Raw genomic sequence first — 25,509 nt, forward strand, 5'->3', positions numbered from 1 at the left:
TCGGCGCGGGGGCGCCCAGATTCGTTGATCAGAAAACCCAGCGTTCTTCACGGGGCATGTCGCCCAATGGCTGTGGCTGGTCGACGTCCATCATGCGCATCGCGCCGTTGTCGGCCTGGCTGCTGCTGACGGCGCTGAAGTGCGTCTGCGTCGCGTGTTGCATCGAGATCAGTGGCTCAGGTCGCTGACTGTGCTCCCAGCGCAGGTATTGCTGGCAGGCGATCAGCGTGATCAACAGCGCAAATGCGCCAAACAGGGCCTGCTGCAAGTGCAGTGGCGAGATACGCATTTGGGCGGCACGTGGGCGAGTCATCCTGGGTTCCTCACTCTTATTCGGTTGGGGCAGTGCATTTCTGCCCGGGCTGAGAGAGGTATTGCAGCCTGCATGCCAGCTTTTTTGTTTAAAAAAATATAATAAAATCAGCTAGTTACGGATGGTGTGAAAATTCCTGACGACGCATCCTGCACGATGGCCCGCGCAGGGTCGTGCGTAATGCACGATTATTTCGTAGGAGAAATCATTCTTTTTGAATTGAGGGCAGGGGGCGGATGTCAGAAAAGGAGGCAGGAAACCGCCTTGAAACTGTGTGATGTTTAAAAAATCAACAAAATCAGCGGATTAGCCGTGAGGGCGGGAGAGAGCTACCCTGCTATGACCGGAATCGATCAGAATCAACCATGCAACTTGCCCGATTTTTCCGGGACTAACCCAAGACATTCACTTATGGAGCGTAGGAAAAATGGAATCAGCCACTGAGCACCAAGGCCGCATTCTGCTGGTGGACGATGAATCCGCCATCCTGCGAACCTTCCGTTATTGCCTCGAAGACGAAGGTTATACCGTCGCCACCGCCAACAGCGCGGCCCAGGCGGATGCGCTGCTGCAACGTCAGGTGTTCGACCTGTGCTTCCTCGATTTGCGTCTGGGCGAAGACAACGGCTTGGATGTATTGGCGCAGATGCGCATTCAGGCGCCGTGGATGCGTGTGGTGATTGTCACCGCTCATTCGGCCGTCGACACGGCGGTGGACGCGATTCAGGCCGGCGCGGCCGATTATCTGGTCAAGCCGTGCAGCCCGGATCAACTGCGCCTGGCGACCGCCAAGCAACTGGAAGTACGCCAGCTTTCTGCGCGTCTGGAAGCCCTCGAAGGCGAGATCCGCAAGCCCAAGGACGGCCTCGATTCCCACAGCCCGGCGATGAAAGTCGTACTGGAAACTGCGCGGCAAGTGGCGGGCACCGACGCCAACATTCTGATCCTCGGCGAGTCCGGCACCGGTAAAGGTGAACTGGCCCGAGCCATTCACGGCTGGAGCAAGCGCGAGAAGAAATCCTGCGTCACCATCAATTGCCCATCGCTGACCGCCGAACTGATGGAAAGCGAGCTGTTCGGTCACAGTCGTGGCGCGTTCACCGGGGCCAGTGAAAGTACGCTGGGTCGGGTTAACCAAGCCGATGGCGGTACGCTGTTTCTCGACGAGATCGGCGATTTTCCGCTGACATTGCAACCCAAGTTGCTGCGTTTCATTCAGGACAAGGAATACGAGCGGGTAGGGGATCCGGTCACCCGCCGCGCCGATGTGCGCATCCTCGCCGCCACCAACCTCAATCTTGAGGACATGGTGCGCGACGGCCGTTTCCGTGAAGACCTGCTCTATCGCCTGAACGTCATCACCCTGCATTTGCCGCCACTGCGCGAGCGAGCCGAAGACATCCTGACCCTGGCCGACCGCTTCCTCGCCCGATTTGTGAAGGAATATGCGCGTCCGGCCCGGGGTTTCAGCGACGAAGCTCGCGAAGCTCTGTTGGGTTATCGCTGGCCCGGCAACATCCGCGAGCTGCGCAACGTGGTCGAGCGGGCGAGCATCATCTGCCCGCAGGAGCGGGTGGAAATCAGCCACCTCGGCATGGCCGAGCAACCGGCCAACAACGCGCCACGGGTCGGCGCGGCACTGAGCCTCGATGAGCTGGAGAAGGCTCACATCGGCGCAGTACTGGCGACTGCCGGCACTCTCGATCAGGCCGCCAAGACTCTGGGGATCGACGCTTCGACCCTGTATCGCAAGCGCAAGCAGTACAACCTGTGAGCTCCCGCCGATGAAACTGGCGATGAAGTTGCGGACCCGCCTGTTCCTGAGCATTTCCGCGCTGATCACCGTGGCTTTGCTCGGGCTGATGCTCGGGCTGGTCAGCGTGATGCAGATGGCCGGCACTCAGGAGGCGCTGATCCGCAACAACTTCGTCACCCTCGATCTGGGGCTCAAGCTGCGGCAGACCCTCGGCGATCAACTGATCATGATGCTGGCCGAGAAGCCCGATCCCGTGGCGTTCGAAGCGTCCAAACAACGTTATTTCGAATTGCTCGACGAGGGCATCGCTCAAGAGCAGAAAAACGACAATCGCCAATACGGGTTCAGTCAGGCAAAGAGCGATTACCTGACCTTCCTCGAGGCATTCGACCTGTCCCGCGATCCGGGCGCCGCCCTGAGCAGTGGTGGCGACTTGCGCGAGCGATTCAACACCCTGCGTAACGGTTTGATCTCGGAGCACAAGCACGCGCTGGATAACATCAACGCTGTCCAGCACGCCGCCCGTGACCGGGCGCTGCTGATTTCCGGACTGCTCGGGCTGGTGGGGCTGGCGGTGCTGATCATCGGTTTCATCACCGCCCAAGGCATTGCCCGGCGTTTTGGTGCGCCGATCGAGGCGCTGGCCAAAGCGGCGGACAACATTGGGCAGGGCAATTTCGAAGTGACCCTGCCGGTGTCCTCGGCGATGGAAATCAATCTGCTGACCCGCCGCTTCGGGCTGATGGCCGAAGCCCTGCGCGAACACCAGGCGACCAACGTCGACGAATTGCTCGCCGGCCAGCAGCGCCTGCAAGCGGTTCTCGACAGCATCGATGACGGCTTGCTGATGATCGACCGTCAGGGGCATTTGGAACACTTGAACCCGGTGGCCCAGCGGCAACTGGGCTGGGACAGCGACCGTTTCGGCGAAGGCCTGGGCACCGCGCTTCAGCGTCCGGAGCTGGATGCACAACTGCAACTGGTGTTGCGCGGCGGCACCCTTGAGCGGGCGCCGGAAGACTTGAGCATCGAGGTCGATGGCGAATCGCGCCTGCTGACCTACAGCCTGACGCCGGTCAGCCACACCCAGGGGCATATCCTCGGCGCCGTGATGGTCTTGCATGACGTCACTGAGCAGCGCGCCTTCGAGCGGGTGCGCAGCGAGTTCGTGCTGCGCGCGTCCCACGAATTGCGCACACCGGTTACGGGCATGCACATGGCGTTCGGGTTGTTTCGCGAGCGGGCGAAGTTTCCTCCGGAGTCGCGCGAGTCCGACCTGCTCGACACGGTTAACGAAGAAATGCAGCGCCTGATGCAGCTGATCAACGATCTGCTGAACTTCTCGCGCTATCAGAGCGGTTTGCAGAAGCTCACGCTGGCGCCGTGTTCCATCGAGGATCTGCTGGAGCAGGCGCGTTTGCGTTTCGCCGATTCGGCGGCGCAGAAGGGCGTTACCCTGCAGGTCGAAGCGCAGGGCCCGCTGCCACGCTTGCAGGCGGATCAGGCGCAGCTTGATCGAGTCCTCGACAACCTGATCGACAACGCCTTGCGCCACACAGCGCGCGACGGGCTGATTCGGTTGCAGGCCCGGCGTCATGGTGAGCGGGTGATCATCAGCGTCGAAGACAACGGCGAAGGGATTGCCTACGGACAGCAAGGGCGGATCTTCGAACCCTTCGTCCAGGTCGGCAGGAAAAAGGGCGGGGCCGGGCTGGGTCTGGCGCTGTGCAAGGAAATCGTCCAGCTGCACGGCGGGCGGATGGGTGTTTACTCGCGGCCGGGGCAGGGCACGCAGTTCTACATGGCGCTGGCGGTCTAGGCCTCGTCGTCAATCCGGCGGCCGGCGAGTCGCCGTCCACGGGTGATCAGTTCGATGAACTGCACCGCGCTCAAGGCGTGGGCGAACAGCCAGCCCTGACCGAACTTCACGCCTTCGCTGCTCAGCAGCTCGGCCTGGGATTCGTATTCGATCCCTTCGGCGATCACCTTCAGGTCCAGCGCCTGGGCCATGTGAATGATGTGCGGCGCGACACCGCTGCTGGCGGCGTCATGACCGAGGGCGTCGATGAATGCCTTGTCGATTTTCAGGCAGTCCACCGGCAAGGTTTGAAGGTAGGCGAGGCTGCAATAGCCGGTGCCAAAATCGTCGATCAGTACCTGATGGCCGACATCGCGCAGCGCTTGCAGGTTTTCCCGAGCCACCACCACATCGATCAGGCCGCGTTCTGTCACCTCGAACGCAATCTGCCGCGCCGCGACCCGGTGCAGGGTCAACAGCCGCGCCATGACCTGGCCGATGCGCGGCACCATCACGTCGCAGGCGGCCAGGTTCACCGAGATGTACAGCTGCGGGTTGGCTCGCAGCAGCTGGCCGAGCTGCTCGAGCAAGCGTTGCAGGACGAAGTCGGTCATCTGGCGAATCTGACCGGTGTTCTCGGCCATCGGGATGAACAGGTCGGGACTTGTGAGCGTGCCGTCCGGCCGGCGCCAGCGCAGCAGGGCTTCGGCGCCGACGCAGTTGCGGCTGTCGAGATCGAAGATCGGTTGATAGAGCACCTGCAACTCGCCCCGGCGGATCGCGCCGTGCAGCTCGGCATCCAGCGACTGGCGCTGGCGCACGATCCAGAACACCAGAACGCCTACCAGCGCACCGAGCACCAGACAGAACGGTACCATCCACCACCAGAGCTCCGGAATGTGCATGCCCGAGCGCGGGCTGATCAGCACCAGTTGATATTCCGGGTTATCGGTGGGCATGCGGTAGATCAGGTGCGATTGGGTGACTTGCAGTGCATCCGGGGTTTTCGGCGGCCAGGGTTCCGTGGGTGGCCAGGTTTGTGGAACGCCGAGCACCGGAATCGCCCGGGATCCGTGATCCAGCACCACCAACAGGCTGCTGCCGGGCGACAGGTCGACCATGTCGGTCAAATGCCCGCGTGAAGTGGCCACGCGAAAGTTGCCACGCCCGAGCATCAGCGCTGCGCGGTTTTCATCGGGTTCGGTGGTGGTGTTCAGCCAGTAGCTGTAGGTCGGGCCTTTGATGTCCGGAGGACGGACCACTGACAGGCCTTCCTGACGGGGGCGGTTGGAGCAGATCCGCGTGGCGTCCATGTAGGCCGCTTCATAGACGAAGCGGTAGTTGAACGTCACTTGCTGCAACGTGGCGATCATTTCGTCGTCGCAGCTGCGCAAGGGTTGGGCTTCGAGGTCGTCGAGGCTTTCGCGCAACTGGCCGAACAGTTGCTCCAGACGCGCCAGGAAGCGCTCGCCCTGGGCGTTCATTTCCTGGCTTTCGCTTTGTTCAACCTGGCGCATGGCCACGAACAGCCCGCCGGTGATCAGCAGGCTCGCACTGAGGACAGCCGCGATCATCGCCAGAAACCAGGGGCGATAAAACCAGCTACGCAGCGTCTCTCGGGTAGCAACCATCATGGATATCCGAAGAATTACCAATGAGTTATAGCTGCTGATTGCACTTTCGCCCTGACCGTCGGGCGGGCGTCATTATTTTGTCTGATTCAGCACCAGCAGCAACGCTGCCGTTTGCGCATCCGGCGTGCCGTCGAAGCGCGCAGGGCGGTAGTGCATCTGGAAGGCCGCGAGCACATGGCGGGTCGCCACATCCAGCTCGCCGGTCTGCGGCGTCGAGTAGCCCAGGCGTGCCAGTTGGCTCTGGAACCAGGTAATGCTCGGCAGCTCGGCGTCGAACTGCGCCTGCTGGCGTGCCACCGCTTGTTCGTTGGGCCAGAGCCCCAGCCCTTCGGCTGCCAGGCGTTTCCAGGGGAACAGCGGCCCCGGGTCGAGCTTGCGCAGCGGGGCGATGTCGCTATGGCCGATGATGTGGCGCGGGCTGATGCCCTGGCGTTTACTGATGTCCTTGAGCAGAACGATCAGCGATTGCACCTGGGCTTCGCTGTAGGGATACCAGAGGCGACCGGTCGGCGTGTCCTTGAAACCCGGATTGACGATTTCGATGCCGATGGAGCTGGAGTTGAGCCAGGTACGGCCTTGCCATTCGCTTTCGCCGGCGTGCCAGGCCCGCAGGTTTTCGTCCATCAGCTTGTAGATGGTGGCGTTCTTGTCGTCACCGATCAGGTAATGGCTGCTGACTTCGCCGTGGGTCAGCAACTGCAGCGAGCGTTCGAGCGAGGCGGAGGTGTAATGGACGATCACAAACTGCACGCGACTGTCGTGATTGACCGAAGGATGGCTGGTGTCAAAACGCGGGCCGCTGGCACAACCGGCCAGTAAGATTAGCGACGCGAGGAGGGTAAAAAATTTCATGGCAGAGGGCGGTACACGCAAGACGATAATGCAACAGTGTAACGTATCGCCTTGCGCTTCGACGCTTATAGGGCTGATTTAAACAATATGGAACAATTGCCTCAGCCCAGTTCCACCCGGTTACGTCCTGCGTTTTTCGCCCGGTAAAGCGCCTGATCGGCTCTTTTGAGCACCAGATCGCTGTGTTCTCCCGGCCGGAACGCCGCCAGTCCCATGGAAACGGTGATCGTGACGCGCTCGCCCTTGAAGTGAAACGGGCAGGCTTCGATGGAAGCGCGCAGGGTTTCCAGGAGTTTGGCGCCGACGGCCGGCGGAGTGGCCGGCAGCAGCAATACGAATTCCTCTCCACCAAATCGGGCAATGAAATCGCTGCCACGCAGGCGTTTGCGCAGCACGGTCGCGATGATCTTCAACACCTTGTCGCCGGCGAGGTGGCCGTAGTTATCGTTGATCCGTTTGAAGTGATCGAGGTCGAGCATGGCCAGGCTCAAGGTGTTGCCGTGCTGCTGCCATTGGGCGATTTCATGTTCGAGCCGTTCGGTCCAGGCGGCGCGGTTGGGCAGGCCGGTGAGCGGATCGATCAGGGCTTTCTGGCGCTGCTCTTCAAGGTGTTCGCGATAGCCCAGCGCTTCCTGCTCCATGTGCGCGACGCGCTCGGCCAGGCTTTTCAGGCGTCCGGCGACTTCCTGTTCCCGGGCGTCACGCTGTTTCTGATGCTGATCCATCGTGCCGAGCAGGCCTTCGAGGTGGTTTTCCAGCACCTGCTTCAGATCGTCCAGATCGGCCGCTTCCTGCACGCTGTTCTGCAAGCCGTCGACCTGTTCGCGGATCTGCGTGTCCATCGCCCGCGCCGCGGAGCTGTTGTCGGCGTGGCCTTCGCTGGCGGCCTGCAAGTTGCTCTGGAAAGCTTCGAGGCGTTCGTTGAGTTGCTGCAGGTAAGCTTCGAATTCGTGCTGGCCGCTGTCGGTAATCGCCAGCATCAAGGTCGCCAGATCGTCGAGGATCGGCAGTAGCTCGTACCAGTTCAGACCATTTTTCAGCCGATCGCGCATGGCTTCGGCTTGCGGGCGGTGGCGCTCTGGCAGGGTCAGGTCGTCCAGCAACCCGATCAGCGTGTCTTCGATGTGTTTGGCGACCGAGCTGTAGGACGGCTCCGGCGAGTCCGGTAGGGCGTAGAGGATGTCGTGTTCGGATTGCTCCGGATCGATTGCTGCCAATGCCTGGGCGATGGGCTCGGGCAGGGGCAGGCTGTCGAGGATCACCGGCGGCGGGGTATCGCCGGGGTGGATCAGTTCGTCCGGGTTGATGGCTGTTGGCACTGTCGGCGCGAAAACCGGAGGAGGCGTGAAGGCCTGCGGCTCTGGCTCGGCGGCTTCTGGTTCGCTGGGGGCGGCGGGGGCTTCGGTGAGGATTCTGGCCGGCTCGAAGGCCACCACCTCCGGCTCTGCATGGTACTCGGGGGGTGGCGCTGGAGTTTTCGCGGGTTCGGCCACGGGGGCGGCGATCGGTGCCTGGCTGACGGGCGCAGGGACGATCGGTTCGACGGGCGTGACAGGCGCTTCCTGCAAGGGCGCGGTTTCATGTGGGGCGGGCGCTCGCTCCGTCTGTGCGGACGATGCGGCCACGGCAGGCTGGGTCGCCGTCACAGGCGCTTCCTCGTTGTCGCGACTGCCGAACAGGCGCTGCAACAACCCCGGTCGTCCCGGTTCCGCCGGCGTCTCCAGCTGGCTCAAGGCCTTGCCCTGCAAGCCGCTGAGTTCGCTGAGCAGCAGCGGCATTTCCCTTGCCTGACTCACCCGGCCGTCCAGCTGCTTGGCGAACTTCTTCAGCGGCTGGGCCACGTCCCGGGGCAGGGGCAGGGATTGCAACTGAGTGACCAGCGCAGTCAGTGCAGTGCTGACCTGTTCGATCCGGGTTTCCCGGCGCTGCTCGGAATCGAGTACGGCTTTTTCCAGGCGCGGCAGCAGGGCGGCGAGGCCGGCGTCCATGTCATCGGTACGCACCACGTCGCGCATCTCTTTCATGCACTGATCGACCACGCGGTCGGTGCCTTCCGCCGCCAGGGTGCTGCGCACCAGGCCACGGCGCAGCAGGTCGAGCCGGGCGTCCCATCGACGTTCGAGCTTTTCCTGTTGTTCGATGCTTTTGAGGTATTTCTCTTTCCAGCGCTGGGCTTCGTCGCTCATTCAGGGGTTCCGCGAAGGGCAGTGCTCAACGCGGGCAATGCATCGGCCGTGAGCGAACCCGGCAGACGAATCTCTACCGCGACCGGCAGGTGATCGGAAATCGGTTGTGCCAGCACTTCGACCTTTTCCAGGGTCAGGGTCGGGCTGAGCAGAATATGGTCCAGGCAGCGCTGCGGGCGCCAGCTGGGGAATGTCGCTTCGAGTTGCGGGGCCAGCAGGCCGAGGTCGCGCAATGGCGAGTGTTGCAGCAGATCGCTGGCGTGGGTGTTCATGTCACCCATCAGCACCTGATGCTTGTAGCCGCCGATCAGCTCGCGGATGTAGGCCAGCTGCATGCTGCGGACCCGGGCGCCGAGCGCCAGGTGCATCATCACCACCACCAGCGCTTCCGGGCCTTCGCCGAAGCGCACCAGAATCGCACCGCGACCCTTTGGACCCGGCAGCGGGTGGTCCTCGATCGCCCACGGCCGCAGGCGACTGAGCACGCCATTGCTGTGCTGGGCCAGTCGGCCAAGGTTGCGATTGAGTTGTTGATACCAGTAGGGGAAGGCACCGAGCTGGGCCAGGTGTTCGACCTGATTGACGTAGCCTGAACGCAGGCTGCCGCCATCGGCTTCCTGCAGGGCGACCAGATCGAAGTCGCCGAGCAGATTGCCGATCTTTTGCAGATTGCTGGAGCGCCCGGGGTGCGGCAGCAGATGCTGCCAGCTGCGGGTCAGATAGTGCCGATAGCGCTCGGTGCTGATGCCGACCTGAATATTGAAGCTGAGCAAGCGCAGACGGCTGTCTGCGGGCAGGCCCGTCGATTCCAGGTGATGCTCGTTGACCTGCGGATCATGCAGGCCAACGACGCGTTCGGTTCCCCAGCGGCGCATGGCGATTGCCGCGCTTAGTTGGCGGCTGCCTTGTTGGTCGCTCGCTCTTTGGCCACCAGTTGGTCAGCCAGTTTCAGCGCCTGTTCGGCACCGCCGGCAGAGCCGATGTCGAAGCGGTACTTACCGTTGACGATCATGGTTGGAACACCGGAGATTTCATACTTCTTGGCCAGTTCGCGGGCTTTCACGATCTGCCCCTTGATGGCGAACGAATCGAAGGTCGCCAGGAACTTGTCCTTGTCCACGCCTTGAGTGGCGAGGAAGTCGGCCATGTCGTTCTTGTCGGTCAGCTTCTTGTGTTCTTTCTGGATCGCGTTGAAAACGGCAGCGTGCACATTGTGCTCGACGCCCATGGCTTCCAGGGTCAGGAACATCTGACCGTGGGCGTCCCACGGGCCACCGAACATCGCAGGAATGCGTACGAAGTTGACGTCGGACGGCAGTTTTTCAACCCACGGATTGATCACCGGCTCGAACGCGTAGCAGTGCGGGCAGCCATACCAGAACAGCTCGACCACTTCGATCTTGCCAGGCACGGCGACCGGTACCGGGTTGCTCAGTTCGACGTAAGGGGCAGCAGGGGCTTCGGCGGCCTGGGCGGTCACGCCGAACAGGCTGGCAGCGACGAGGGCGGCGCTGATGATCAGATTACGCATGCTTTACTCCTGGACAATTTTGGTCGCCTCGCGCGACCTGTTTTCAGACAGATCCTGGCGGGCATGAGTTCTGTAGTGTAACGGCAGCGGCCACAAAAAAGGGCGGCCAAAGCCACCCTTTTTATACTTGCTGCGACGGATTAATCGAGCGTTAACGTGGCAGGCGTTGGCCATTGCACGCAACGCTCGAATCGCGCGTCTTAGTGCAGGCCCTGAATGTAGCTGGAGACTGCCGCGATGTCTTCGTCGCTCAGCTTGCGGGCGATGGTGCGCATGGTCATCGCGTCGCCGTCGTTGCTGCGACCGGCTTCTTCCTTGCGGAAATCGGTCAGTTGCTTGGCGATGTACTGAGCGTGTTGGCCACCCAGGTGCGGGAAGCCGGCGGCTGCGTTGCCGGCGCCGTTCGGCGAGTGGCAGCCGGTGCAGGCTGGCAGGCCTTTCTCGAGGTTGCCGCCACGGAACAGGGCTTCACCACGAGCGACGATCTTCGGATCGGCGGCGCCGACGCTGCCTTTCTGGCTGGCGAAGTAAGCGGCGATGTCGGCCAGGTCCTGATCGCTCAGGTTGGTCAGCAGGCCGGTCATTTCCAGAACGGTGCGCTTGCCCGACTTGATGTCATGCAATTGCTTGGTCAGGTAGCGTTCACCCTGTCCGGCCAGCTTTGGAAAGTTTGGCGCCATGCTGTTGCCATCCGGGCCATGGCAGGCGCCGCATACGGCGGCTTTTGCCTGGCCTGCGGCTGCATCACCGGCAGCATGGGCGAAGCCTGAGATTCCCACGGTCAACAGCAGACTCACGATCAGTTTGTTCATCAGCTAATCCAACTACGGCTAAGGGTTAAGAGTTATGGACCGGGCTTACTCTCGCTCATCCAGAGGATGAGGGCCTGGTAATCCTCGGCACTGCAGTCCATGCACAAACCACGCGGCGGCATCGCCTTGAAACCCTGGGTCACGTGTTGCACCAGCGTCTCCATACCTTTCGCCAACCTCGGCGTCCAAGCTTCCTGATCGCCTCTTCTGGGCGCCATGGGTAGTTGGCCGGAATGACAGGCTCCACAAACACGGTTGTACACGGCTTCCGGATCCTGTGTAGCCTGTGCGCTGTAAAGCGGCATCAAGACTCCGGCAGCCAGCAGCCATTTCGTCATAAAACGACCTTTTCAGGGTTGAGAGCGTTCTGCGTTCTAATGCGCAATCAAGGTCTGTCGCTCTCGTGAACTTCATCCTTCGCTGGGACAAAGCACACACAAAATCTGCGGCATTATATACTGGCGTCACTGAAACGGAAGCGACACCGCGTTCCGCGCCTAATCCCGGCGCCGCCCACATCGGAAATCCCATGCAACTCAAGAATCCCATCCTCGGCCTGTGCCAACAGTCCACGTTCATGCTCAGTGCCGCCAAAGTCGATCAGTGCCCCGACGACGAAGGCTTCGAAGTGGCGTTCGCCGGTCGTTCCAACGCCGGTAAATCCAGCGCGCTGAACACTCTGACTCACGCCAGCCTGGCGCGCACCTCGAAAACCCCGGGTCGCACACAGCTGTTGAACTTCTTCAAGCTAGACGATGAACGGCGTCTGGTCGACCTCCCGGGCTACGGTTATGCAAAAGTACCGATCCCGCTCAAGCAACACTGGCAGCGTCACCTTGAGGCTTACCTCGGTGGCCGCGAGAGTTTGAAGGGTTTGATTCTGATGATGGACATCCGTCATCCAATGACCGACTTCGACCTGCTGATGCTCGACTGGGCCGTTGCGGCCGGTATGCCGATGCACATCCTGCTGACCAAGGCCGACAAATTGACCTACGGCGCAGCCAAGAACACGCTGCTCAAGGTGCAGTCGGAAATCCGTAAGGGTTGGGGCGATCTGGTGACGATCCAGCTGTTCTCCGCCCCGAAACGCATGGGCCTGGAAGAGGCCTACACTGTGTTGGCGGGCTGGATGGAACTGGCAGACAAAGGCGCGGAAGCAGCGGCAGAGTAAGGGATTTCAAAACTGTCTGTGGTGCTGTCAGGCAAGGCAAAAGCATCGCTAAAAAGCGGAGTTTAGGGAACCTAAATGAGCATTTTTAGCGATGCTTTTAACGCAGTCTGGCAGCGCCACAGGCAGTTTTGAGGCAAAAAAAAGCCCCGGACTTCATATGGGGAGGGAGAAGTTCCGGGGTTTAAGTTCCGAACCGCTAGGGCGGGGTTCAGATATCTGCCAACACTTAACACAACATAGGAGCATCGAAGGGCTTCACCAGCCATTCAGTATCTCTGAGTGCCCTGTCGCAAGATTAGTTCAGAATCTTTTCAAAAAACTTTGGAATAAGCTCAAGAACGATCAGGCCTAAGCGCTTTTCGATGCCCTTGCCGCGACGCTCTGTCGCGGCAAAACACCGTCCCAGACGCCTCAGTGCGCCTCGTCCCAGTTGTTGCCAACCCCAACTTCCACCAGCAACGGCACGTCCAGTTTTGCCGCTTCGCTCATGTGCACGCGAATTTCTTCGCGAACCTGATCGACCAGATCCTCGCGAACCTCCAGCACCAGTTCGTCGTGCACCTGCAGGATGACTTTGGCGTCCAGCCCGGAAGCGCTCAGCCAATTATCCACCGCGACCATGGCTTTCTTGATGATGTCTGCTGCGGTGCCCTGCATCGGCGCGTTGATCGCCGTGCGTTCGGCGGCCGCGCGTTCCTGCGGCTTGTTGGAGTTGATGTCCGGCAGATACAGGCGACGACCGAAGATCGTTTCCACGAAGCCCTGATCCGCCGCCTGGGCGCGAGTGCGATCCATGTATTCACGCACGCCCGGGTAACGCGCGAAGTAGGTCTCGATGTAGGCCTTGGCGGTCTTGGTGTCGACGCCGATGTCCTTGCCCAGCTTCTGCGCGCCCATGCCGTAGATCAGACCGAAGTTGATCGCCTTGGCGCCACGGCGCTGGTCTGAGCTCACTTCATTCAGCTCGACCTTGAACACTTCGGCCGCGGTGGCGGTGTGCACGTCCAGATTGTTGCGGAAGGCGTTCATCAGGCCTTCGTCGCGGGACAGGTGGGCCATGATCCGCAGTTCGATCTGCGAGTAGTCCGCTGCCAGCAGTTTGTAACCTTTCGGCGCAACGAAAGCCTGGCGGATGCGTCGGCCTTCGGCAGTGCGCACCGGAATGTTCTGCAGGTTCGGGTCGCTCGACGACAGGCGACCGGTCGACGCAACGGCCTGATGGTACGAAGTGTGGATACGCCCGGTACGCGGGTTGATCTGCTCCGGCAGGCGATCGGTGTAGGTGCTCTTCAGCTTGCTCATGGAACGGTGTTCCATCAGCACTTTCGGCAAGCGGTGATCGTCTTCGGCCAGTTTCGCCAGCACTTCTTCGGCGGTGGATGGCTGGCCCTTGGCGGTCTTCTTCAGCACCGGCAGGCCGAGTTTCTCGTAGAGGATCACGCCCAGTTGCTTCGGCGAACCGAGGTTGAATTCTTCACCGGCGATCTCGAAGGCTTCACGCTCCAGCGCGACCATCTTGTTGCCCAGTTCAATGCTCTGGATGCCGAGCAGTTCAGCGTCGACGAACGCGCCCTGGCGCTCGATGCGAGCGAGCACCGGCACCAGCGGGATCTCGATGTCGGTCAGTACGCTGGCCAGGCTCGGGATGGCGCTCAGCTTCTCGAACAGCGTCTGATGCAGGCGCAGGGTCACGTCGGCATCTTCGGCTGCGTAAGGCCCGGCCTGTTCCAGGGCGATCTGGTCGAAGGTCAGCTGTTTGGCGCCTTTGCCGGCGATGTCCTGGAAGCTCACGGTGGTGTGATCCAGGTACTTTTGCGCCAGGCTGTCCATGTCGTGACGAGTAGCGGTGGAGTTGAGCACGTAGGACTCAAGCATCGTGTCGAAGGCGATCCCGCGTACGGTGATGCCTTCGTTCTGATCACCGCCGATGGCGCAGTTGGCCAAGATGTTCATGTCGAACTTGGCGTGCTGGCCGACCTTGAGTTTGTTCGGGTCTTCGAGGATCGGCTTGAGCGCGCGCAGCACGGTGTCGCGATCCAGCTGCTCCGGCACGCCGATGTAGGAGTGGGTCAGCGGGATGTAGGCCGCTTCGTTGGCCTGCACCGCGAAGGACAAGCCGACCAGTTGCGCCTGTTGCGCATCGATGCCGGTGGTTTCGGTATCGAAGGCGAACAGCTTGGCGTTCTTCAGCTTTTCCAGCCAGACGTCGAATCGCGCCTGATCAAGGATGGTTTCGTACGCGGCTTCAGCCGGAGCGGCAGGCGCTTCTTCGGCAGGCGCGCTGAACAGATCGCCGGCCGGCGCAGGCTCGGTGGCAGCGCTCAGCTCCAGACGCTTGGCGTCCCGTTCCAGATCGTTGATCCAGCTCTTGAACTCCAGCAGGGTGTAGAGCTCAAGCAGTTTGGCCGAATCTTCCGGGCCCATTTGCAGGTCGTCGAGGCCGATATCCAGCGGCACGTCGACCTTGATGGTCGCCAGTTGATAGGAAAGGAACGCCATCTCCTTGTGCTCTTCGAGCTTGGCCGGCAGAGTCTTGGCGCCGCGGATCGGCAGGGTCGGCACGATGTCGAGCTGCGCATACAGCTCGGTCAGGCCACCGTTGACGCCCACCAGCAGGCCGGACGCGGTCTTCGGGCCGATGCCGGGAACGCCGGGGATGTTGTCGGAAGAATCGCCCATAAGGGCCAGATAATCGATGATCTGCTCGGGAGCGACGCCGAATTTCTCCTTCACGCCTTCCACGTCCATCGAACTACCGGACATGGTGTTGACCAAGGTAATGTGGCCGTCGACCAATTGCGCCATGTCCTTGTCGCCGGTGGAGATGATCACCGGGCGATCGGCGGCCGCGCTGCTGCGGGCCAGGGTGCCGATCACGTCATCGGCCTCGACGCCTTCGACGCACAGCAGCGGGAAACCGAGGGCGATCACGCTCTGATGCAGCGGCTCGATCTGCACGCGCATGTCGTCGGGCATGCTTGGGCGGTTGGCTTTGTATTCGGCGTACATCTCATCGCGAAAAGTCCCACCCTTGGCGTCGAACACCACGGCGAACGGGCTGTCCGGATACTGCTTGCGCAGGCTCTTGAGCATGTTCAGCACGCCTTTGACCGCACCGGTCGGCAGGCCTTTGGAGGTGGTCAGCGGTGGTAGCGCGTGAAAGGCGCGGTACAGGTAAGACGAACCGTCCACCAGGACGAGGGGGGCTTGGCTCATGAGCAGAATCAACCTTTTCGGCGGGCCCGGCGCTAGAATAGCGGGACCGTTGACGACAAAGGGACAAGGTTATCATGCGTACGTTAAATCGCTTGCTGCTGGTCAGTCTGATTGCTGTCTCACCGCTGGCCGCGATCGCGGCGGATGATGCGCCGTCGTCGGAGCCGGAAGTTACCATTAGCACGCACACGGAAGGCGACAAGGTCATTCAGGAATACAGCCGGAGTGGATTCGTGTATGCGATCAAGGTCACACCGAAGGGCGGCAAACCCTATTTCCTGGTGCGTGCCGATGGTACGGACGCGAACTACATCCGATCCGACCAGCCGGATATGCTGATTCCGTCGTGGGAAATCTTTACCTGGAAGTAAGTTTCCTGACTTTTAATCGGCGCCGTTTGATGGCGGCGCCAGAACTGAGCAGTTTTTAACCATGTCTGTGTTCACCCCCCTGGCTCGGCCCGAGCTGGAAACCTTTCTCGCCCCTTACGGGCTCGGCCGTCTGCTCGATTTCCAGGGGATCGCCGCCGGCAGCGAAAACACCAACTTCTTCATCAGCATGGAAAAGGGCGAGTTCGTCCTGACCCTGGTCGAGCGCGGCCCGGTGCAGGAAATGCCGTTCTTCATCGACCTGCTCGACGTGTTGCACGAAGCCGATCTGCCGGTACCTTACGCGCTGCGCACCACTGATGGCGTGGCCCTGCGCGAGCTGAAAGGCAAACCGGCGCTGCTGCAACCGCGCCTGGCCGGCAAGCACATCAAGCAGGCCAACGCCCAGCATTGCGCGCAGGTCGGTGAGTTGCAGGCGCACCTGCACCTGGCGACCCAGGGCGACAACATGATCAAGCGCAAGACCGATCGTGGCCTGGACTGGATGCTGGAAGAGGGCACGCAGTTTCTTTCGCACCTGAGCGACGAGCCTCGTGCGCTGCTGCAAACCGCGCTGGACGAAATCACCCAACAGAAAGAGAAAATTCTCGCGCTGCCTCGGGCGAACATCCACGCCGACCTGTTCCGCGATAATGCGATGTTCGAAGGCACGCACCTGACCGGGCTGATCGACTTCTACAACGCCTGCTCTGGCCCGATGCTCTATGACGTGGCGATTGCCCTGAACGACTGGTGCTCGGACGATGACGGCCTGATCGACGGCCCGCGTGCGCGTGCGTTCCTGGGTGCCTACGCGGCACTGCGACCGTTCACGGCAGCCGAAGCCGAGCTGTGGCCGACCATGCTGCGAGTGGCGTGCGTGCGGTTCTGGCTGTCGCGCTTGATTGCGGCGGAATCGTTCGCCGGGCAGGACGTGCTGATTCACGATCCGAAAGAGTTCGAGCAGCGTCTGGCGCAACGTCAGACGGTCAGTACGCCGCTACCTTTCGCCCTGTAAAAGAAAAAACCGCAGCCTGTGCAGGCTGCGGTTTTTTTGTATCAGAGCGATTCGAGACAACCCGCCAGATCATTCCCCAGCTTCTCCAGCACTTGCTCGTAACCCTGAGCCGTCGCTGGCGTGTACCCGCCCAACGCATCCAGTTCCGCCAGTTTCACCGGCAGGCCCGCCACCAGGGTCTCGGCCAGACGTGGACGCAGCGGCGGCTCACTGAACACGCAGGTCTTGCCGACTTCCTGCAAACGCGCGCGCATCGCCGCCACATGCTGGGCGCCCGGCTGCACTTCCGCCGCGACGCTGAACACGCCGGTGTGTTTCAGGCCGTAGGCGTCTTCGAAGTAATCGAAGGCTTCGTGGAAGACGAAGTAGGGTTTGCCTTCAATACCGGCCAGACGTTTCTTCAAGCGCTGATCCAGCGCATCCAGACGCTCGTCGAATGCTTTGGCGTTGCTCTGATAGCGCTCGGCATTGGCCGGGTCTGCGGCGCTCAGGTCAGCGGCCATTTTGTCGGCAATAACCCGCGCGTTCGCCGGCGATAGCCACAAATGCGCATCGAGGCTGCCCGGACGATGGTCGTGATCGTGTTCGTCGGCTTCTTCAGCATGGGAATGGCTGTCCGCAGCGAAGCGGCGCAGTTTCATGCCCGGCAGATCCTGCACGGCAACGCTCGGCAGCGTACGACCATTCAGCACGCGAGGCAGGAAACCTTCCATGTCCGGGCCGATCCAGTACAGCAGGTCCACCGATTGCACCTTGCGCACGTCGGACGGACGCAACGCATAGTTATGCGGCGAAGCTCCCGGCGGCAGCAGCACTTCCGGAATTGCCACGCCGTCCTGCACCGCAGCGGCAATCAGTTGCAGGGGCTTGATGCTGGTGAGGACTCTGACCTCGGCCTGAGCCGGACCGATCAGCAGAAAACCGGTGATGAATACGACAAAAACAGAAAAAAGTCGGGACACGATGACCACTCAATGAGGCGAGAACGGGTAACATAATAACGTCTCTAACCAAACTCGTCGCCGCTCATGCCTATTACACCGATTGCCAGCCGTCCCCACGACCACTCGCACTGCGTTCACAGCGCGCTGTCCGAGGCCGATGCCCTGTGTGCACAGAAAGGCCTGCGCCTGACCGCGTTGCGCCGGCGGGTGCTGGAACTGGTCTGGCAGAGTCACAAGCCGCTGGGTGCCTATGACATTCTGGCGGTACTCAGCGAGCAGGACGGCCGCCGCGCTGCGCCGCCGACCGTATACCGGGCGCTGGACTTCCTGCTGGAAAACGGCCTGGTGCACCGCATCTCCTCGCTCAACGCCTTCGTCGGCTGCGTTCACCCGAAACATTCGCACCAGGGCCAGTTCCTGATCTGCCGTGAATGCCACGCCGCCATCGAACTTGAGCAAAAAACCATCAGCGACGCCATCGTCCACAGCGCCAAGGATGTCGGCTTCATCGTCGAGGCCCAGACCGTGGAAGTGGTCGGCCTCTGCTCCGGTTGCCGGGGGGCTTGATGAGCGATGCGCTGATCCGTCTGGAGCAGGTGGCGGTCCGGTTTGCCGGGCAGAACGTGCTGGACAACATTCACCTGAGCGTCGAGCCGGGGCAGATCGTCACCCTGATCGGCCCCAACGGCGCCGGCAAGACCACGCTGGTGCGCGCCGTGCTCGGGCTGCTGAAACCTGACAGCGGCAGCGTCTGGCGCAAGCCGAAACTGCGCGTCGGCTACATGCCGCAAAAACTTCACGTTGATCCGACCTTGCCGTTGTCGGTGCTGCGTTTCCTGCGGCTGGTACCGGGCGTCGATCGCCCGCGTGCGCTGGCGGCACTCAAGGAAGTCGGCGCCGAACACGTCATCGACAGCCCGGTGCAAAGCGTTTCCGGCGGTGAAATGCAGCGCGTGCTGCTGGCCCGTGCCTTGTTGCGCGAGCCGGAATTGCTGGTGCTCGACGAGCCTGTGCAGGGCGTCGATGTCGCCGGGCAAGCGGAGCTGTACAGCCTGATCACCCGTCTGCGCGACCGTCACGGCTGCGGCGTATTGATGGTTTCCCACGATCTGCATCTGGTGATGAGCACCACCGATCAGGTTGTGTGCCTCAATCGTCATGTCTGCTGCTCCGGGCATCCCGAGCAGGTCAGTGGCGATCCGGCCTTCGTCGAGCTGTTCGGCAACAATGCGCCGAGCCTGGCGATCTATCACCACCATCATGACCACGCCCACGACCTGCACGGTTCGGTGGTCAAAGGGCCCCTGTCGGCTCAACCTCACGTTCACGGAGATAGCTGCAAGCATGGCTGATTTTCTGTTCTACGCCCTGCTTGCAGGTCTGGCGCTGGCGGTGGTCGCGGGGCCGCTGGGCTCGTTCGTGGTCTGGCGGCGCATGGCCTATTTCGGCGATACCCTGTCCCATGCCGCACTGCTCGGCGTAGCCCTGGGCTTTCTGCTGGATGTCAGCCCGACTGTCGCGGTCACCGTCGGCTGCCTGCTGCTGGCGGTGCTGCTGGTGACCTTGCAGCAGCGTCAGCCGCTGGCTTCCGACACGCTGTTGGGCATTCTTGCGCCGAGCACGCTCTCTCTCGGGCTGGTGGTACTAAGCTTCATGCATGAAGTGCGGATCGACCTGATGGCCTATCTGTTCGGCGACCTGCTGGCGATCAGCCCGACCGATCTGGCGTGGATCCTCGGTGGCAGCGCAGCGGTGCTGGTGTTGCTGGTGACGCTGTGGCGCCCGCTGCTGGCGATTACCGTGCACGAAGAACTGGCCAAAGTCGAAGGCCTGCCGGTGGCCGGTTTGCGCATGGCGCTGATGCTGTTGATCGCGGTGGTGATCGCCGTGGCGATGAAAATCGTCGGTGTGTTGCTGATTACTTCGTTGTTGATCATCCCGGCGGCTGCGGCACAACGTCACGCCCGTTCGCCGGAGCAGATGGCACTGGGCGCGAGCGTGCTGGGCATGCTCGCCGTGTGTGGCGGGCTGGCGCTGTCCTGGTTCAAGGACACCCCGGCCGGCCCGTCAATCGTTGTGACGGCCGCCGCACTGTTTCTGCTGAGTTTTGTTCTGCCCCGTCGAGGGGTGTAGACTTGCTCGTTTTTTGCGCAAATAGAGAGTCGCAGGAATGAAGCCGTTCGCCTCCCGTTATCTGCTCCTTGTGGCCTTTTCAGTGCTGCTGGGCGCCTGCCAAAGCACGCCGCCGGTGGCCGAAGTCCCCGATGCGCGGGCCACGGCCATCGCACAGCTGGAGCAAAGCCTGGCCAGCAGCGAACTGGCCACTGCCGAAGACCAATTGGCAGCCTTGCAGGCCGAAACACCCAACGATCAATCCCTTGAGCAATACCAGCGTCAGTTGGCCGAAGCTTATCTGCGCCGCAGCCAGATCGTTCTGCAGAAGGGCGATGTGAACGCGGCCGCGACCGCGCTGGCCCGTGCCCGCGTGCTGATGCCCAAGGCCCCGGCGCTGACCGGTGGCGTCAATGGCGCCATCACCGAAGCGCGCAAGGCCGAGCTGGAGAAAGCCGAAGCAGCACTGCAGGCCGCTGAAGCCAAGCCGAAAGCCAAGGTGATCGATCCGACCGCCGAAAGCACTACGGTCGCGTTGAACATCACCGATAGCCGCAAACTTCGCCGCCAACTGGATGCGATCGCCGCCGATGTGGTGAATTACGACTGTGCGGTGAGCATTCAGGCCCCGCGCACCAATGATTACCCGTGGCTGGCGACGTTGATCACCAAGCGTGTGAAGAAGCTCGATCCGGATTTCGATTTGAAGATCGAGAAACAGATTCTGCGCACGGTGCCGGCGCAGATGGTGCTAAGCCCGCGCAAACCTTGAATTAACCGCAGCCTGCTTTTCGCAGGCTGCGGTTTTTTTCAGGCCGGAATCGCCTTGGCCTTCGCCTCACGATCCCAGACCCGATGCTGACCGATCGCCGCAAAGAACGGCTGGGTCAGCGCCTTCACATCCTTGCCCTCGATCAACCCCGCATCCGCCTCCAGCTTCAGCACGTCCAGCAACTGTTTGGCCTCGCCATGCAGCGCAATAGCCTTCAAGTGTTTGTACGCCTCCAACAGGTAGTGCAACGCCACGCCGTCACCGCTCAATGCCTTGACCGACGCCGCGCCTCCCGGCACGAACACCGCGTCGAACGCCACCGACGGCAAACCTTCCATCGACGCATCCACCGCCAGGCTTTTGCCATCGGCGGTCTTCACCGGCGCCGAGGTCGGGCCGAGCAATTTGGCGTGCGCACCTTCTGCCGCCAGCGCCTTCTTCATCGCATCGATGGCCGCACCATCGACGCCGTTGGCCGCAAGGATTGCGACTTTTCGGGCCTTGATGTTCTCCGGCAACAGGTTGGCCTGACTCAGCGATGGCGAGTGATCCAGTGATGTTTTCGGCACCTCGACCGTGCCTTTGGCCGGTTCCGGCAACCCCAGGTTTTGCGCCACGCGCTTGGCCAGTTCCAGATCGATGTTGGCCAGGATCTCGTTCACTTCCCGCGTCCGAATGTGCTCGCGTTCAACCTTGCCCAGTTCGAAGCTGTAAGCCGAGATGATGTGTTCCTGCTCGTGCTTGCTCATGCTCTTGAAGAACAGCCGCGCCTGGGAAAAGTGGTCGCTGAACGACTCGCTGCGCTGGCGGATCTTGTTGGCGTCGATGCGCTCCGGATAACTCTCGAACCCGCCGTCCTGCGCCGCCGGTGGGGTTTCCTTCGGCCAGCCGCCATCGATGGAGTTCGGTTCGTAGGACGCGCGGCCCTTGTCGATCACTGTGCGGTGCTGGGCATCGCGCTGGCCGTTGTGGAACGGTGCGACCGGGCGATTGATCGGCAGCTCATGAAAGTTCGGCCCGCCGAGTCGGCTGATCTGCGTGTCGGTGTAGGAAAACAGCCGGCCTTGCAGCAGTGGGTCATTGGAGAAGTCGATGCCCGGCACGATATGGCCGGGGCAGAACGCGACCTGCTCGGTCTCGGCGAAGAAATTGTCCGGGTTGCGGTTGAGGGTCATCTTGCCCAGCGGCGTGATCGGAACGATTTCCTCGGGAATCAGCTTGGTCGGGTCGAGGATGTCGAAATCGAAGTCGTGCTCGTTTTCCTCCTCGATGACCTGTACGCCGAGTTCCCATTCCGGGTAGTCCCCGGTCTCGATGGCCTCCCAGAGATCTCGCCGATGGTAGTCGGTGTCTTTACCGGCGAGCTTCTGCGCCTCGTCCCACACCAGCGAACAGGTGCCGGCGGTGGGGCGCCAGTGGAATTTGACGAAGCGTGATTTGCCTTCGGCGTTGATCAGCCGGAAGGTGTGCACGCCGAAGCCCTGCATGCTGCGCAGGCTTTTCGGGATGGCCCGGTCGGACATGGCCCAGATGACCATGTGCGCCGATTCCGGCACCAGCGACACAAAATCCCAGAACGTGTCGTGAGCCGAACCGCCGGTGGGGATTTCGTTGTGCGGTTCGGGTTTTACGGCGTGGACGAAGTCGGGAAACTTGATCGCGTCCTGTATGAAAAATACCGGCATGTTGTTGCCGACCAGGTCGAAGTTGCCTTCGTCGGTGAAGAACTTCACGGCAAAACCACGCACGTCACGCACGGTGTCGCCGGAACCGCGTGGCCCCTGCACTGTGGAAAAACGCACGAATACCGGGGTTTTCTTCCCCGGATCCTGCAGGAAACCGGCCTTGGTCAGCGTCGAATGGTTCTCGTAGCTCTGAAAGAAACCATGGGCGCCGGTGCCGCGAGCGTGGACGATGCGCTCGGGAATCCGCTCATGGTCAAAGTGCGTGATCTTTTCACGCATGATGAAGTCTTCCAGCAGCGACGGCCCGCGAGCACCGGCCTTGAGGGTGTTCTGGTTGTCCGCGACCTTCACGCCCTGATTGGTGCGCAGGGCCTGGCCGGTGGCGTCGGAGCGAAATTTTTCCAGGCTGTCGAGTTTGGCGTTGGTGTTGGCGCGATCCGGAGTATCGGTTCCGGCCAGCTCACTTTTGGAAGGGACAGGTTTTTTGCTGCTCATCAGACGTAAACTCCTCGTTTGACCCCGGTGTTGCCGAGGCTCTTGAGTGGTTCCCGGGCACGGCGCCCGGAGTTTCAAGTCGCTTACTTAGTGACTGATGAGGGTTTTGGCCGTTCCTTTTTTATGACCTTTGATCGCGTTATTGCCAAATGAAAGGTTGAATGCGGAATAAATGCTAATAACCTCTATACGGACAGGCTAAAATGCGCGCCCGGCTAACCGCTGATCCTTTTCCAACGCGCCCCACAAGGTTCGCTACGTGATCGAGTTTCAAAACGTCCATAAGACTTACCGCGTCGCCGGTAAGGACATCACCGCGCTGCACCCGACCAGCTTCTCCATCGAGAACGGTCAGGTGTTCGGCCTGATTGGCCATTCCGGCGCGGGAAAAAGTACCCTGCTGCGTCTGATCAATCGCCTGGAGCAATCCAGTGGCGGCAAGATCATCGTCGACGGCGAAGAAGTCACCGCGCTGGACGCCAACGGCCTGCGCCGTTTCCGTCAGCAGGTCGGGATGATCTTCCAGCACTTCAACCTGCTGGCGTCCAAGACCGTGGCCGACAACGTCGCGCTGCCGCTGACCCTGGCCGGTGAACTGTCCCGCGCCGAGATCGACCAGCGTGTGGCCGAGTTGCTGGCGCGGGTCGGTCTGTCCGATCACGCCAAAAAGTACCCGGCGCAGCTGTCCGGCGGTCAGAAGCAGCGCGTCGGCATCGCCCGCGCTCTGGCGACCAAGCCGAAAATCCTGCTGTGCGACGAAGCCACCAGCGCCCTCGACCCGCAGACCACGGCGTCGGTCCTGCAACTGCTGGCCGAGATCAACCGCGAGCTGAAACTGACCATCGTCCTGATTACCCACGAGATGGATGTGATCCGCCGCGTGTGCGATCAGGTCGGCGTGATGGACGCCGGTGTGATCGTCGAGCAAGGTTCGGTGGCCGATGTGTTCCTGCATCCGAAGCACCCGACCACCAAGCGCTTTGTTCAGGAAAGCGAGCAGATCGACGAAAGCGAGCAGCGCGATGACTTCGCTCACGTGCCGGGCCGCATCGTGCGTCTGACCTTCCAGGGCGAAGCGACCTACGCGCCGTTGCTCGGTACCGTCGCCCGGGAAACCGGTGTGGACTACAGCATCCTGGCCGGTCGCATCGACCGCATCAAAGACATTCCTTACGGGCAATTGACCCTCGCCGTCACCGGTGGCGACATGGAAGCGGCGTTCGCCCGCTTCACCGCCGCTGACGTTCACATGGAGGTGTTGCGCTAATGGAAGACCTGATGAGTTTCTTCACCAATATCGACTGGTACGAAATCTGGCTCGCCACCGGCGACACCATGATGATGCTCGGCGGTTCGCTGCTGTTCACCGTGCTGCTCGGCCTGCCGCTGGGCGTGCTGCTGTTCCTGTGCAGCCCGCGTCAGTTGCTCGAAGCCAAAGGTGTGTACGCCTTGCTGTCGCTGGTGGTGAACATCCTGCGTTCGCTGCCGTTCATCATTCTGTTGATCGTGATGATCCCGTTCACCGTGCTGATCACCGGCACCTCGCTGGGCGTGGCCGGTGCGATTCCGCCGCTGGTAGTGGGTGCGACCCCGTTCTTCGCGCGGCTGGTGGAAACCGCCCTGCGTGAAGTCGATCGCGGCATCATCGAAGCGACCCAGTCGATGGGTGCGACCACCCGGCAGATCATCATGAACGCCTTGCTGCCGGAAGCCCGTCCGGGCATCTTCGCAGCGATTACGGTGACGGCGATTACACTGGTTTCCTACACGGCGATGGCCGGTGTGGTCGGTGCCGGTGGCCTGGGTGACCTGGCGATCCGTTTCGGCTACCAGCGGTTCCAGACCGACGTGATGATCGTGACCGTGGTGTTGCTGCTGATTCTGGTGCAAGTGCTGCAAATGGCAGGCGACCGACTGGTCGTGCACTTCTCGCGCAAATAACCGGTTTTGTAATGACATGAGCCGGCCATTCGCTGGCAGGCGCCAGACGGGCGCCGTAAAAAGGAGTTAGCTGAATGAAAAAACTGATCGTTGCCCTGGCTGCCGTTGCAGCGTTCTCGGCCCACGCCGACGAAACCCTGACCGTTGCTGCCACTCCGGTGCCGCACGCGGAAATCCTCGAGTTCGTGAAGCCGGTGCTGGCCAAAGAAGGCGTGGATCTGAAGGTCAAGGTCTTCACCGACTACGTTCAGCCGAACGTCCAGGTGGCCGAGAAGCGTCTGGACGCCAACTTCTTCCAGCACCAGCCGTACCTCGATGAGTTCAACAAGGCCAAGGGCACCAGCCTGGTTTCCGTAACCGGCGTGCACCTGGAACCGCTGGGCGCCTACTCCAGCAAGTTCAAGAAAATCGAAGAGCTGCCAAGCGGCGCCAACGTGGTAATCCCGAACGACGCCACCAACGGCGGCCGTGCGCTGTTGCTGCTGGCCAAGGCTGGCGTGATCACCCTGAAGGATCCGACCAACATCCTGTCGACCGTCAAGGACATCGCCCAGAACCCGAAAGACCTGAAGATCCGTGAACTGGAAGCTGCGACCATTCCGCGCGTGCTGACTCAGGTCGACCTGGCGCTGATCAACACCAACTACGCGCTGGAAGCCAAGCTCGATCCGTCCAAGGATGCGCTGGTCATCGAAGGCAGCGACTCGCCTTACGTGAACATCCTGGTGTCCCGCGCGGACAACAAGGACAGCGACGCCATGAAGAAACTGGCCGCTGCGCTGCACAGCCCGGAAGTGAAGAAATTCATTACCGAGAAGTACAAAGGCGCGGTGTTGCCGGCGTTCTAATCTGATCGTGCCCACGCAGAGCGTGGGAACGATCAAAACGAAAAGGGGACGCCA

23 protein-coding genes are annotated in these 25,509 nt (G+C 61.5%); 12 read left to right on the forward strand and 11 right to left on the reverse strand.

Annotation, left to right across the window (positions count from 1 at the left end; all coding sequences use genetic code 11):
- Positions 1-28: 28 nt before the first annotated feature.
- The gene (locus AC1RT4_RS09760; protein WP_493085248.1) at positions 29-313 is read right to left on the reverse strand and encodes a hypothetical protein; all 285 of its coding nucleotides are present in this window, start codon (positions 311-313) and stop codon (positions 29-31) included.
- A 427-nt stretch (positions 314-740) separates the two neighbouring features.
- Between AC1RT4_RS09760 and algB the strand changes: the two genes are divergently transcribed.
- Positions 741-2,087: a sigma-54-dependent response regulator transcription factor AlgB gene (gene algB, locus AC1RT4_RS09765; RefSeq protein WP_007954049.1), complete on the forward strand. Its 1,347-nt coding sequence runs from the start codon at positions 741-743 to the stop codon at positions 2,085-2,087.
- A 10-nt stretch (positions 2,088-2,097) separates the two neighbouring features.
- Positions 2,098-3,888 (forward strand): KinB sensor domain-containing domain, encoded by a 1,791-nt coding sequence (locus AC1RT4_RS09770; RefSeq protein ID WP_007954048.1) that lies wholly within the window; start codon positions 2,098-2,100, stop codon positions 3,886-3,888.
- Here AC1RT4_RS09770 and AC1RT4_RS09775 read toward each other — a convergent pair.
- The 7 genes from AC1RT4_RS09775 to AC1RT4_RS09805 form a co-directional block, all read right to left on the reverse strand.
- Entirely contained in the window at positions 3,885-5,498 is a 1,614-nt protein-coding gene (locus tag AC1RT4_RS09775) for an EAL domain-containing protein (RefSeq protein ID WP_493085251.1), read from the reverse strand. The two genes, AC1RT4_RS09770 and AC1RT4_RS09775, sit on opposite strands and share 4 nt — an antisense overlap.
- 75 nt (positions 5,499-5,573) lie before the next feature.
- On the reverse strand, positions 5,574-6,353 hold the full coding sequence (locus tag AC1RT4_RS09780; protein WP_493085253.1) for an N-acetylmuramoyl-L-alanine amidase: 780 nt from the start codon (positions 6,351-6,353) through the stop codon (positions 5,574-5,576).
- 101 nt (positions 6,354-6,454) lie between these two features.
- The gene (locus AC1RT4_RS09785; protein ID WP_493085255.1) at positions 6,455-8,539 is read right to left on the reverse strand and encodes a diguanylate cyclase; all 2,085 of its coding nucleotides are present in this window, start codon (positions 8,537-8,539) and stop codon (positions 6,455-6,457) included.
- Positions 8,536-9,414, reverse strand: coding sequence for an endonuclease/exonuclease/phosphatase family protein (locus tag AC1RT4_RS09790; RefSeq protein ID WP_039764867.1), 879 nt, complete (start codon positions 9,412-9,414; stop codon positions 8,536-8,538). Before AC1RT4_RS09790 ends, AC1RT4_RS09785 begins: the two co-directional genes overlap by 4 nt.
- Positions 9,415-9,428: 14 nt before the next feature.
- The gene (locus AC1RT4_RS09795) at positions 9,429-10,070 is read right to left on the reverse strand and encodes a thiol:disulfide interchange protein DsbA/DsbL (protein WP_007954043.1); all 642 of its coding nucleotides are present in this window, start codon (positions 10,068-10,070) and stop codon (positions 9,429-9,431) included.
- A gap of 200 nt (positions 10,071-10,270) precedes the next feature.
- On the reverse strand, positions 10,271-10,882 hold the full coding sequence (locus tag AC1RT4_RS09800; protein WP_085606391.1) for a c-type cytochrome: 612 nt from the start codon (positions 10,880-10,882) through the stop codon (positions 10,271-10,273).
- 32 nt (positions 10,883-10,914) lie between these two features.
- Positions 10,915-11,220 (reverse strand): c-type cytochrome, encoded by a 306-nt coding sequence (locus AC1RT4_RS09805; protein WP_045121721.1) that lies wholly within the window; start codon positions 11,218-11,220, stop codon positions 10,915-10,917.
- Between the two features lie 191 nt (positions 11,221-11,411).
- On the opposite strand from AC1RT4_RS09805, the gene yihA reads away from it, so the two are divergent.
- On the forward strand, positions 11,412-12,056 hold the full coding sequence (yihA, locus tag AC1RT4_RS09810) for a ribosome biogenesis GTP-binding protein YihA/YsxC (protein ID WP_096822423.1): 645 nt from the start codon (positions 11,412-11,414) through the stop codon (positions 12,054-12,056).
- A gap of 411 nt (positions 12,057-12,467) precedes the next feature.
- On the opposite strand, the gene polA is transcribed toward yihA, so the two are convergent.
- Positions 12,468-15,272: a DNA polymerase I gene (polA, locus tag AC1RT4_RS09815; protein ID WP_493085259.1), complete on the reverse strand. Its 2,805-nt coding sequence runs from the start codon at positions 15,270-15,272 to the stop codon at positions 12,468-12,470.
- Between the two features lie 74 nt (positions 15,273-15,346).
- On the opposite strand from polA, the gene AC1RT4_RS09820 reads away from it, so the two are divergent.
- Together AC1RT4_RS09820 and AC1RT4_RS09825 are read left to right on the forward strand one after the other, a co-directional pair.
- A complete protein-coding gene (locus AC1RT4_RS09820; protein ID WP_011331780.1) occupies positions 15,347-15,643 on the forward strand; it encodes a DUF2782 domain-containing protein in 297 nt (98 codons plus the stop codon).
- A 61-nt stretch (positions 15,644-15,704) separates the two neighbouring features.
- Complete coding sequence (locus tag AC1RT4_RS09825; protein ID WP_493085261.1) at positions 15,705-16,658, forward strand: homoserine kinase; 954 nt, start codon at positions 15,705-15,707, stop codon at positions 16,656-16,658.
- A 41-nt stretch (positions 16,659-16,699) separates the two neighbouring features.
- Here the strand turns inward: AC1RT4_RS09825 and AC1RT4_RS09830 are convergent, their stop codons facing one another.
- Positions 16,700-17,629: a zinc ABC transporter substrate-binding protein gene (locus tag AC1RT4_RS09830; protein ID WP_493085262.1), complete on the reverse strand. Its 930-nt coding sequence runs from the start codon at positions 17,627-17,629 to the stop codon at positions 16,700-16,702.
- 57 nt (positions 17,630-17,686) lie between these two features.
- Here AC1RT4_RS09830 and zur point away from each other — a divergent pair, with 57 nt between their 5' ends.
- The 4 genes from zur to AC1RT4_RS09850 are packed head-to-tail and all read left to right on the forward strand — an operon-like array spanning position 17,687 to position 20,486.
- A complete protein-coding gene (zur, locus tag AC1RT4_RS09835) occupies positions 17,687-18,169 on the forward strand; it encodes a zinc uptake transcriptional repressor Zur (RefSeq protein WP_011331783.1) in 483 nt (160 codons plus the stop codon).
- The gene (gene znuC / locus AC1RT4_RS09840) at positions 18,169-18,954 is read left to right on the forward strand and encodes a zinc ABC transporter ATP-binding protein ZnuC (protein WP_085690422.1); all 786 of its coding nucleotides are present in this window, start codon (positions 18,169-18,171) and stop codon (positions 18,952-18,954) included. The genes zur and znuC overlap by 1 nt, the downstream gene beginning before the upstream one ends.
- Positions 18,947-19,735 carry a zinc ABC transporter permease subunit ZnuB gene (gene znuB, locus AC1RT4_RS09845; protein WP_007954005.1) on the forward strand — a complete coding sequence of 263 codons (789 nt, stop codon included), beginning with the start codon at positions 18,947-18,949 and terminating at the stop codon, positions 19,733-19,735. Before znuC ends, znuB begins: the two co-directional genes overlap by 8 nt.
- A 37-nt stretch (positions 19,736-19,772) precedes the next feature.
- Entirely contained in the window at positions 19,773-20,486 is a 714-nt protein-coding gene (locus AC1RT4_RS09850; RefSeq protein ID WP_011331786.1) for a PA5502 family lipoprotein, read from the forward strand.
- 38 nt (positions 20,487-20,524) lie between these two features.
- On the opposite strand, the gene katE is transcribed toward AC1RT4_RS09850, so the two are convergent.
- On the reverse strand, positions 20,525-22,666 hold the full coding sequence (gene katE / locus AC1RT4_RS09855; RefSeq protein ID WP_493085263.1) for a catalase HPII: 2,142 nt from the start codon (positions 22,664-22,666) through the stop codon (positions 20,525-20,527).
- Positions 22,667-22,925: 259 nt separating this feature from the next.
- Here katE and AC1RT4_RS09860 point away from each other — a divergent pair, with 259 nt between their 5' ends.
- From AC1RT4_RS09860 to AC1RT4_RS09870, 3 genes are all read left to right on the forward strand, one after another.
- Positions 22,926-23,933: a methionine ABC transporter ATP-binding protein gene (locus AC1RT4_RS09860; RefSeq protein ID WP_007953999.1), complete on the forward strand. Its 1,008-nt coding sequence runs from the start codon at positions 22,926-22,928 to the stop codon at positions 23,931-23,933.
- Positions 23,933-24,607, forward strand: a complete 675-nt coding sequence (locus AC1RT4_RS09865) for a methionine ABC transporter permease (RefSeq protein WP_493085264.1) — start codon at positions 23,933-23,935, stop codon at positions 24,605-24,607. The genes AC1RT4_RS09860 and AC1RT4_RS09865 overlap by 1 nt, the downstream gene beginning before the upstream one ends.
- Positions 24,608-24,681: 74 nt before the next feature.
- A complete protein-coding gene (locus AC1RT4_RS09870) occupies positions 24,682-25,455 on the forward strand; it encodes a MetQ/NlpA family ABC transporter substrate-binding protein (protein ID WP_007953996.1) in 774 nt (257 codons plus the stop codon).
- Positions 25,456-25,509: the final 54 nt, after the last annotated feature.

The sequence above is a fragment of the Pseudomonas sp. GW821-FHT11D10 genome, assembly GCF_058808435.1.

Excerpts from the sequence above, each read along its gene's own strand:
- AC1RT4_RS09760 (WP_493085248.1), bottom strand. The coding sequence starts at position 313 with ATGACTCGCCCACGTGCCGCCCAAATGCGTATCTCGCCACTGCACTTG.
- algB (WP_007954049.1), top strand. The coding sequence starts at position 741 with ATGGAATCAGCCACTGAGCACCAAGGCCGCATTCTGCTGGTGGACGAT.
- AC1RT4_RS09770 (WP_007954048.1), top strand. The coding sequence starts at position 2,098 with ATGAAACTGGCGATGAAGTTGCGGACCCGCCTGTTCCTGAGCATTTCC.
- AC1RT4_RS09775 (WP_493085251.1), bottom strand. The coding sequence starts at position 5,498 with ATGGTTGCTACCCGAGAGACGCTGCGTAGCTGGTTTTATCGCCCCTGG.
- AC1RT4_RS09780 (WP_493085253.1), bottom strand. The coding sequence starts at position 6,353 with ATGAAATTTTTTACCCTCCTCGCGTCGCTAATCTTACTGGCCGGTTGT.
- AC1RT4_RS09785 (WP_493085255.1), bottom strand. The coding sequence starts at position 8,539 with ATGAGCGACGAAGCCCAGCGCTGGAAAGAGAAATACCTCAAAAGCATC.
- AC1RT4_RS09790 (WP_039764867.1), bottom strand. The coding sequence starts at position 9,414 with ATGCGCCGCTGGGGAACCGAACGCGTCGTTGGCCTGCATGATCCGCAG.
- AC1RT4_RS09795 (WP_007954043.1), bottom strand. The coding sequence starts at position 10,070 with ATGCGTAATCTGATCATCAGCGCCGCCCTCGTCGCTGCCAGCCTGTTC.
- AC1RT4_RS09800 (WP_085606391.1), bottom strand. The coding sequence starts at position 10,882 with ATGAACAAACTGATCGTGAGTCTGCTGTTGACCGTGGGAATCTCAGGC.
- AC1RT4_RS09805 (WP_045121721.1), bottom strand. The coding sequence starts at position 11,220 with ATGACGAAATGGCTGCTGGCTGCCGGAGTCTTGATGCCGCTTTACAGC.
- yihA (WP_096822423.1), top strand. The coding sequence starts at position 11,412 with ATGCAACTCAAGAATCCCATCCTCGGCCTGTGCCAACAGTCCACGTTC.
- polA (WP_493085259.1), bottom strand. The coding sequence starts at position 15,272 with ATGAGCCAAGCCCCCCTCGTCCTGGTGGACGGTTCGTCTTACCTGTAC.
- AC1RT4_RS09820 (WP_011331780.1), top strand. The coding sequence starts at position 15,347 with ATGCGTACGTTAAATCGCTTGCTGCTGGTCAGTCTGATTGCTGTCTCA.
- AC1RT4_RS09825 (WP_493085261.1), top strand. The coding sequence starts at position 15,705 with ATGTCTGTGTTCACCCCCCTGGCTCGGCCCGAGCTGGAAACCTTTCTC.
- zur (WP_011331783.1), top strand. The coding sequence starts at position 17,687 with ATGCCTATTACACCGATTGCCAGCCGTCCCCACGACCACTCGCACTGC.
- znuC (WP_085690422.1), top strand. The coding sequence starts at position 18,169 with ATGAGCGATGCGCTGATCCGTCTGGAGCAGGTGGCGGTCCGGTTTGCC.
- znuB (WP_007954005.1), top strand. The coding sequence starts at position 18,947 with ATGGCTGATTTTCTGTTCTACGCCCTGCTTGCAGGTCTGGCGCTGGCG.
- AC1RT4_RS09850 (WP_011331786.1), top strand. The coding sequence starts at position 19,773 with ATGAAGCCGTTCGCCTCCCGTTATCTGCTCCTTGTGGCCTTTTCAGTG.
- katE (WP_493085263.1), bottom strand. The coding sequence starts at position 22,666 with ATGAGCAGCAAAAAACCTGTCCCTTCCAAAAGTGAGCTGGCCGGAACC.
- AC1RT4_RS09865 (WP_493085264.1), top strand. The coding sequence starts at position 23,933 with ATGGAAGACCTGATGAGTTTCTTCACCAATATCGACTGGTACGAAATC.
- AC1RT4_RS09870 (WP_007953996.1), top strand. The coding sequence starts at position 24,682 with ATGAAAAAACTGATCGTTGCCCTGGCTGCCGTTGCAGCGTTCTCGGCC.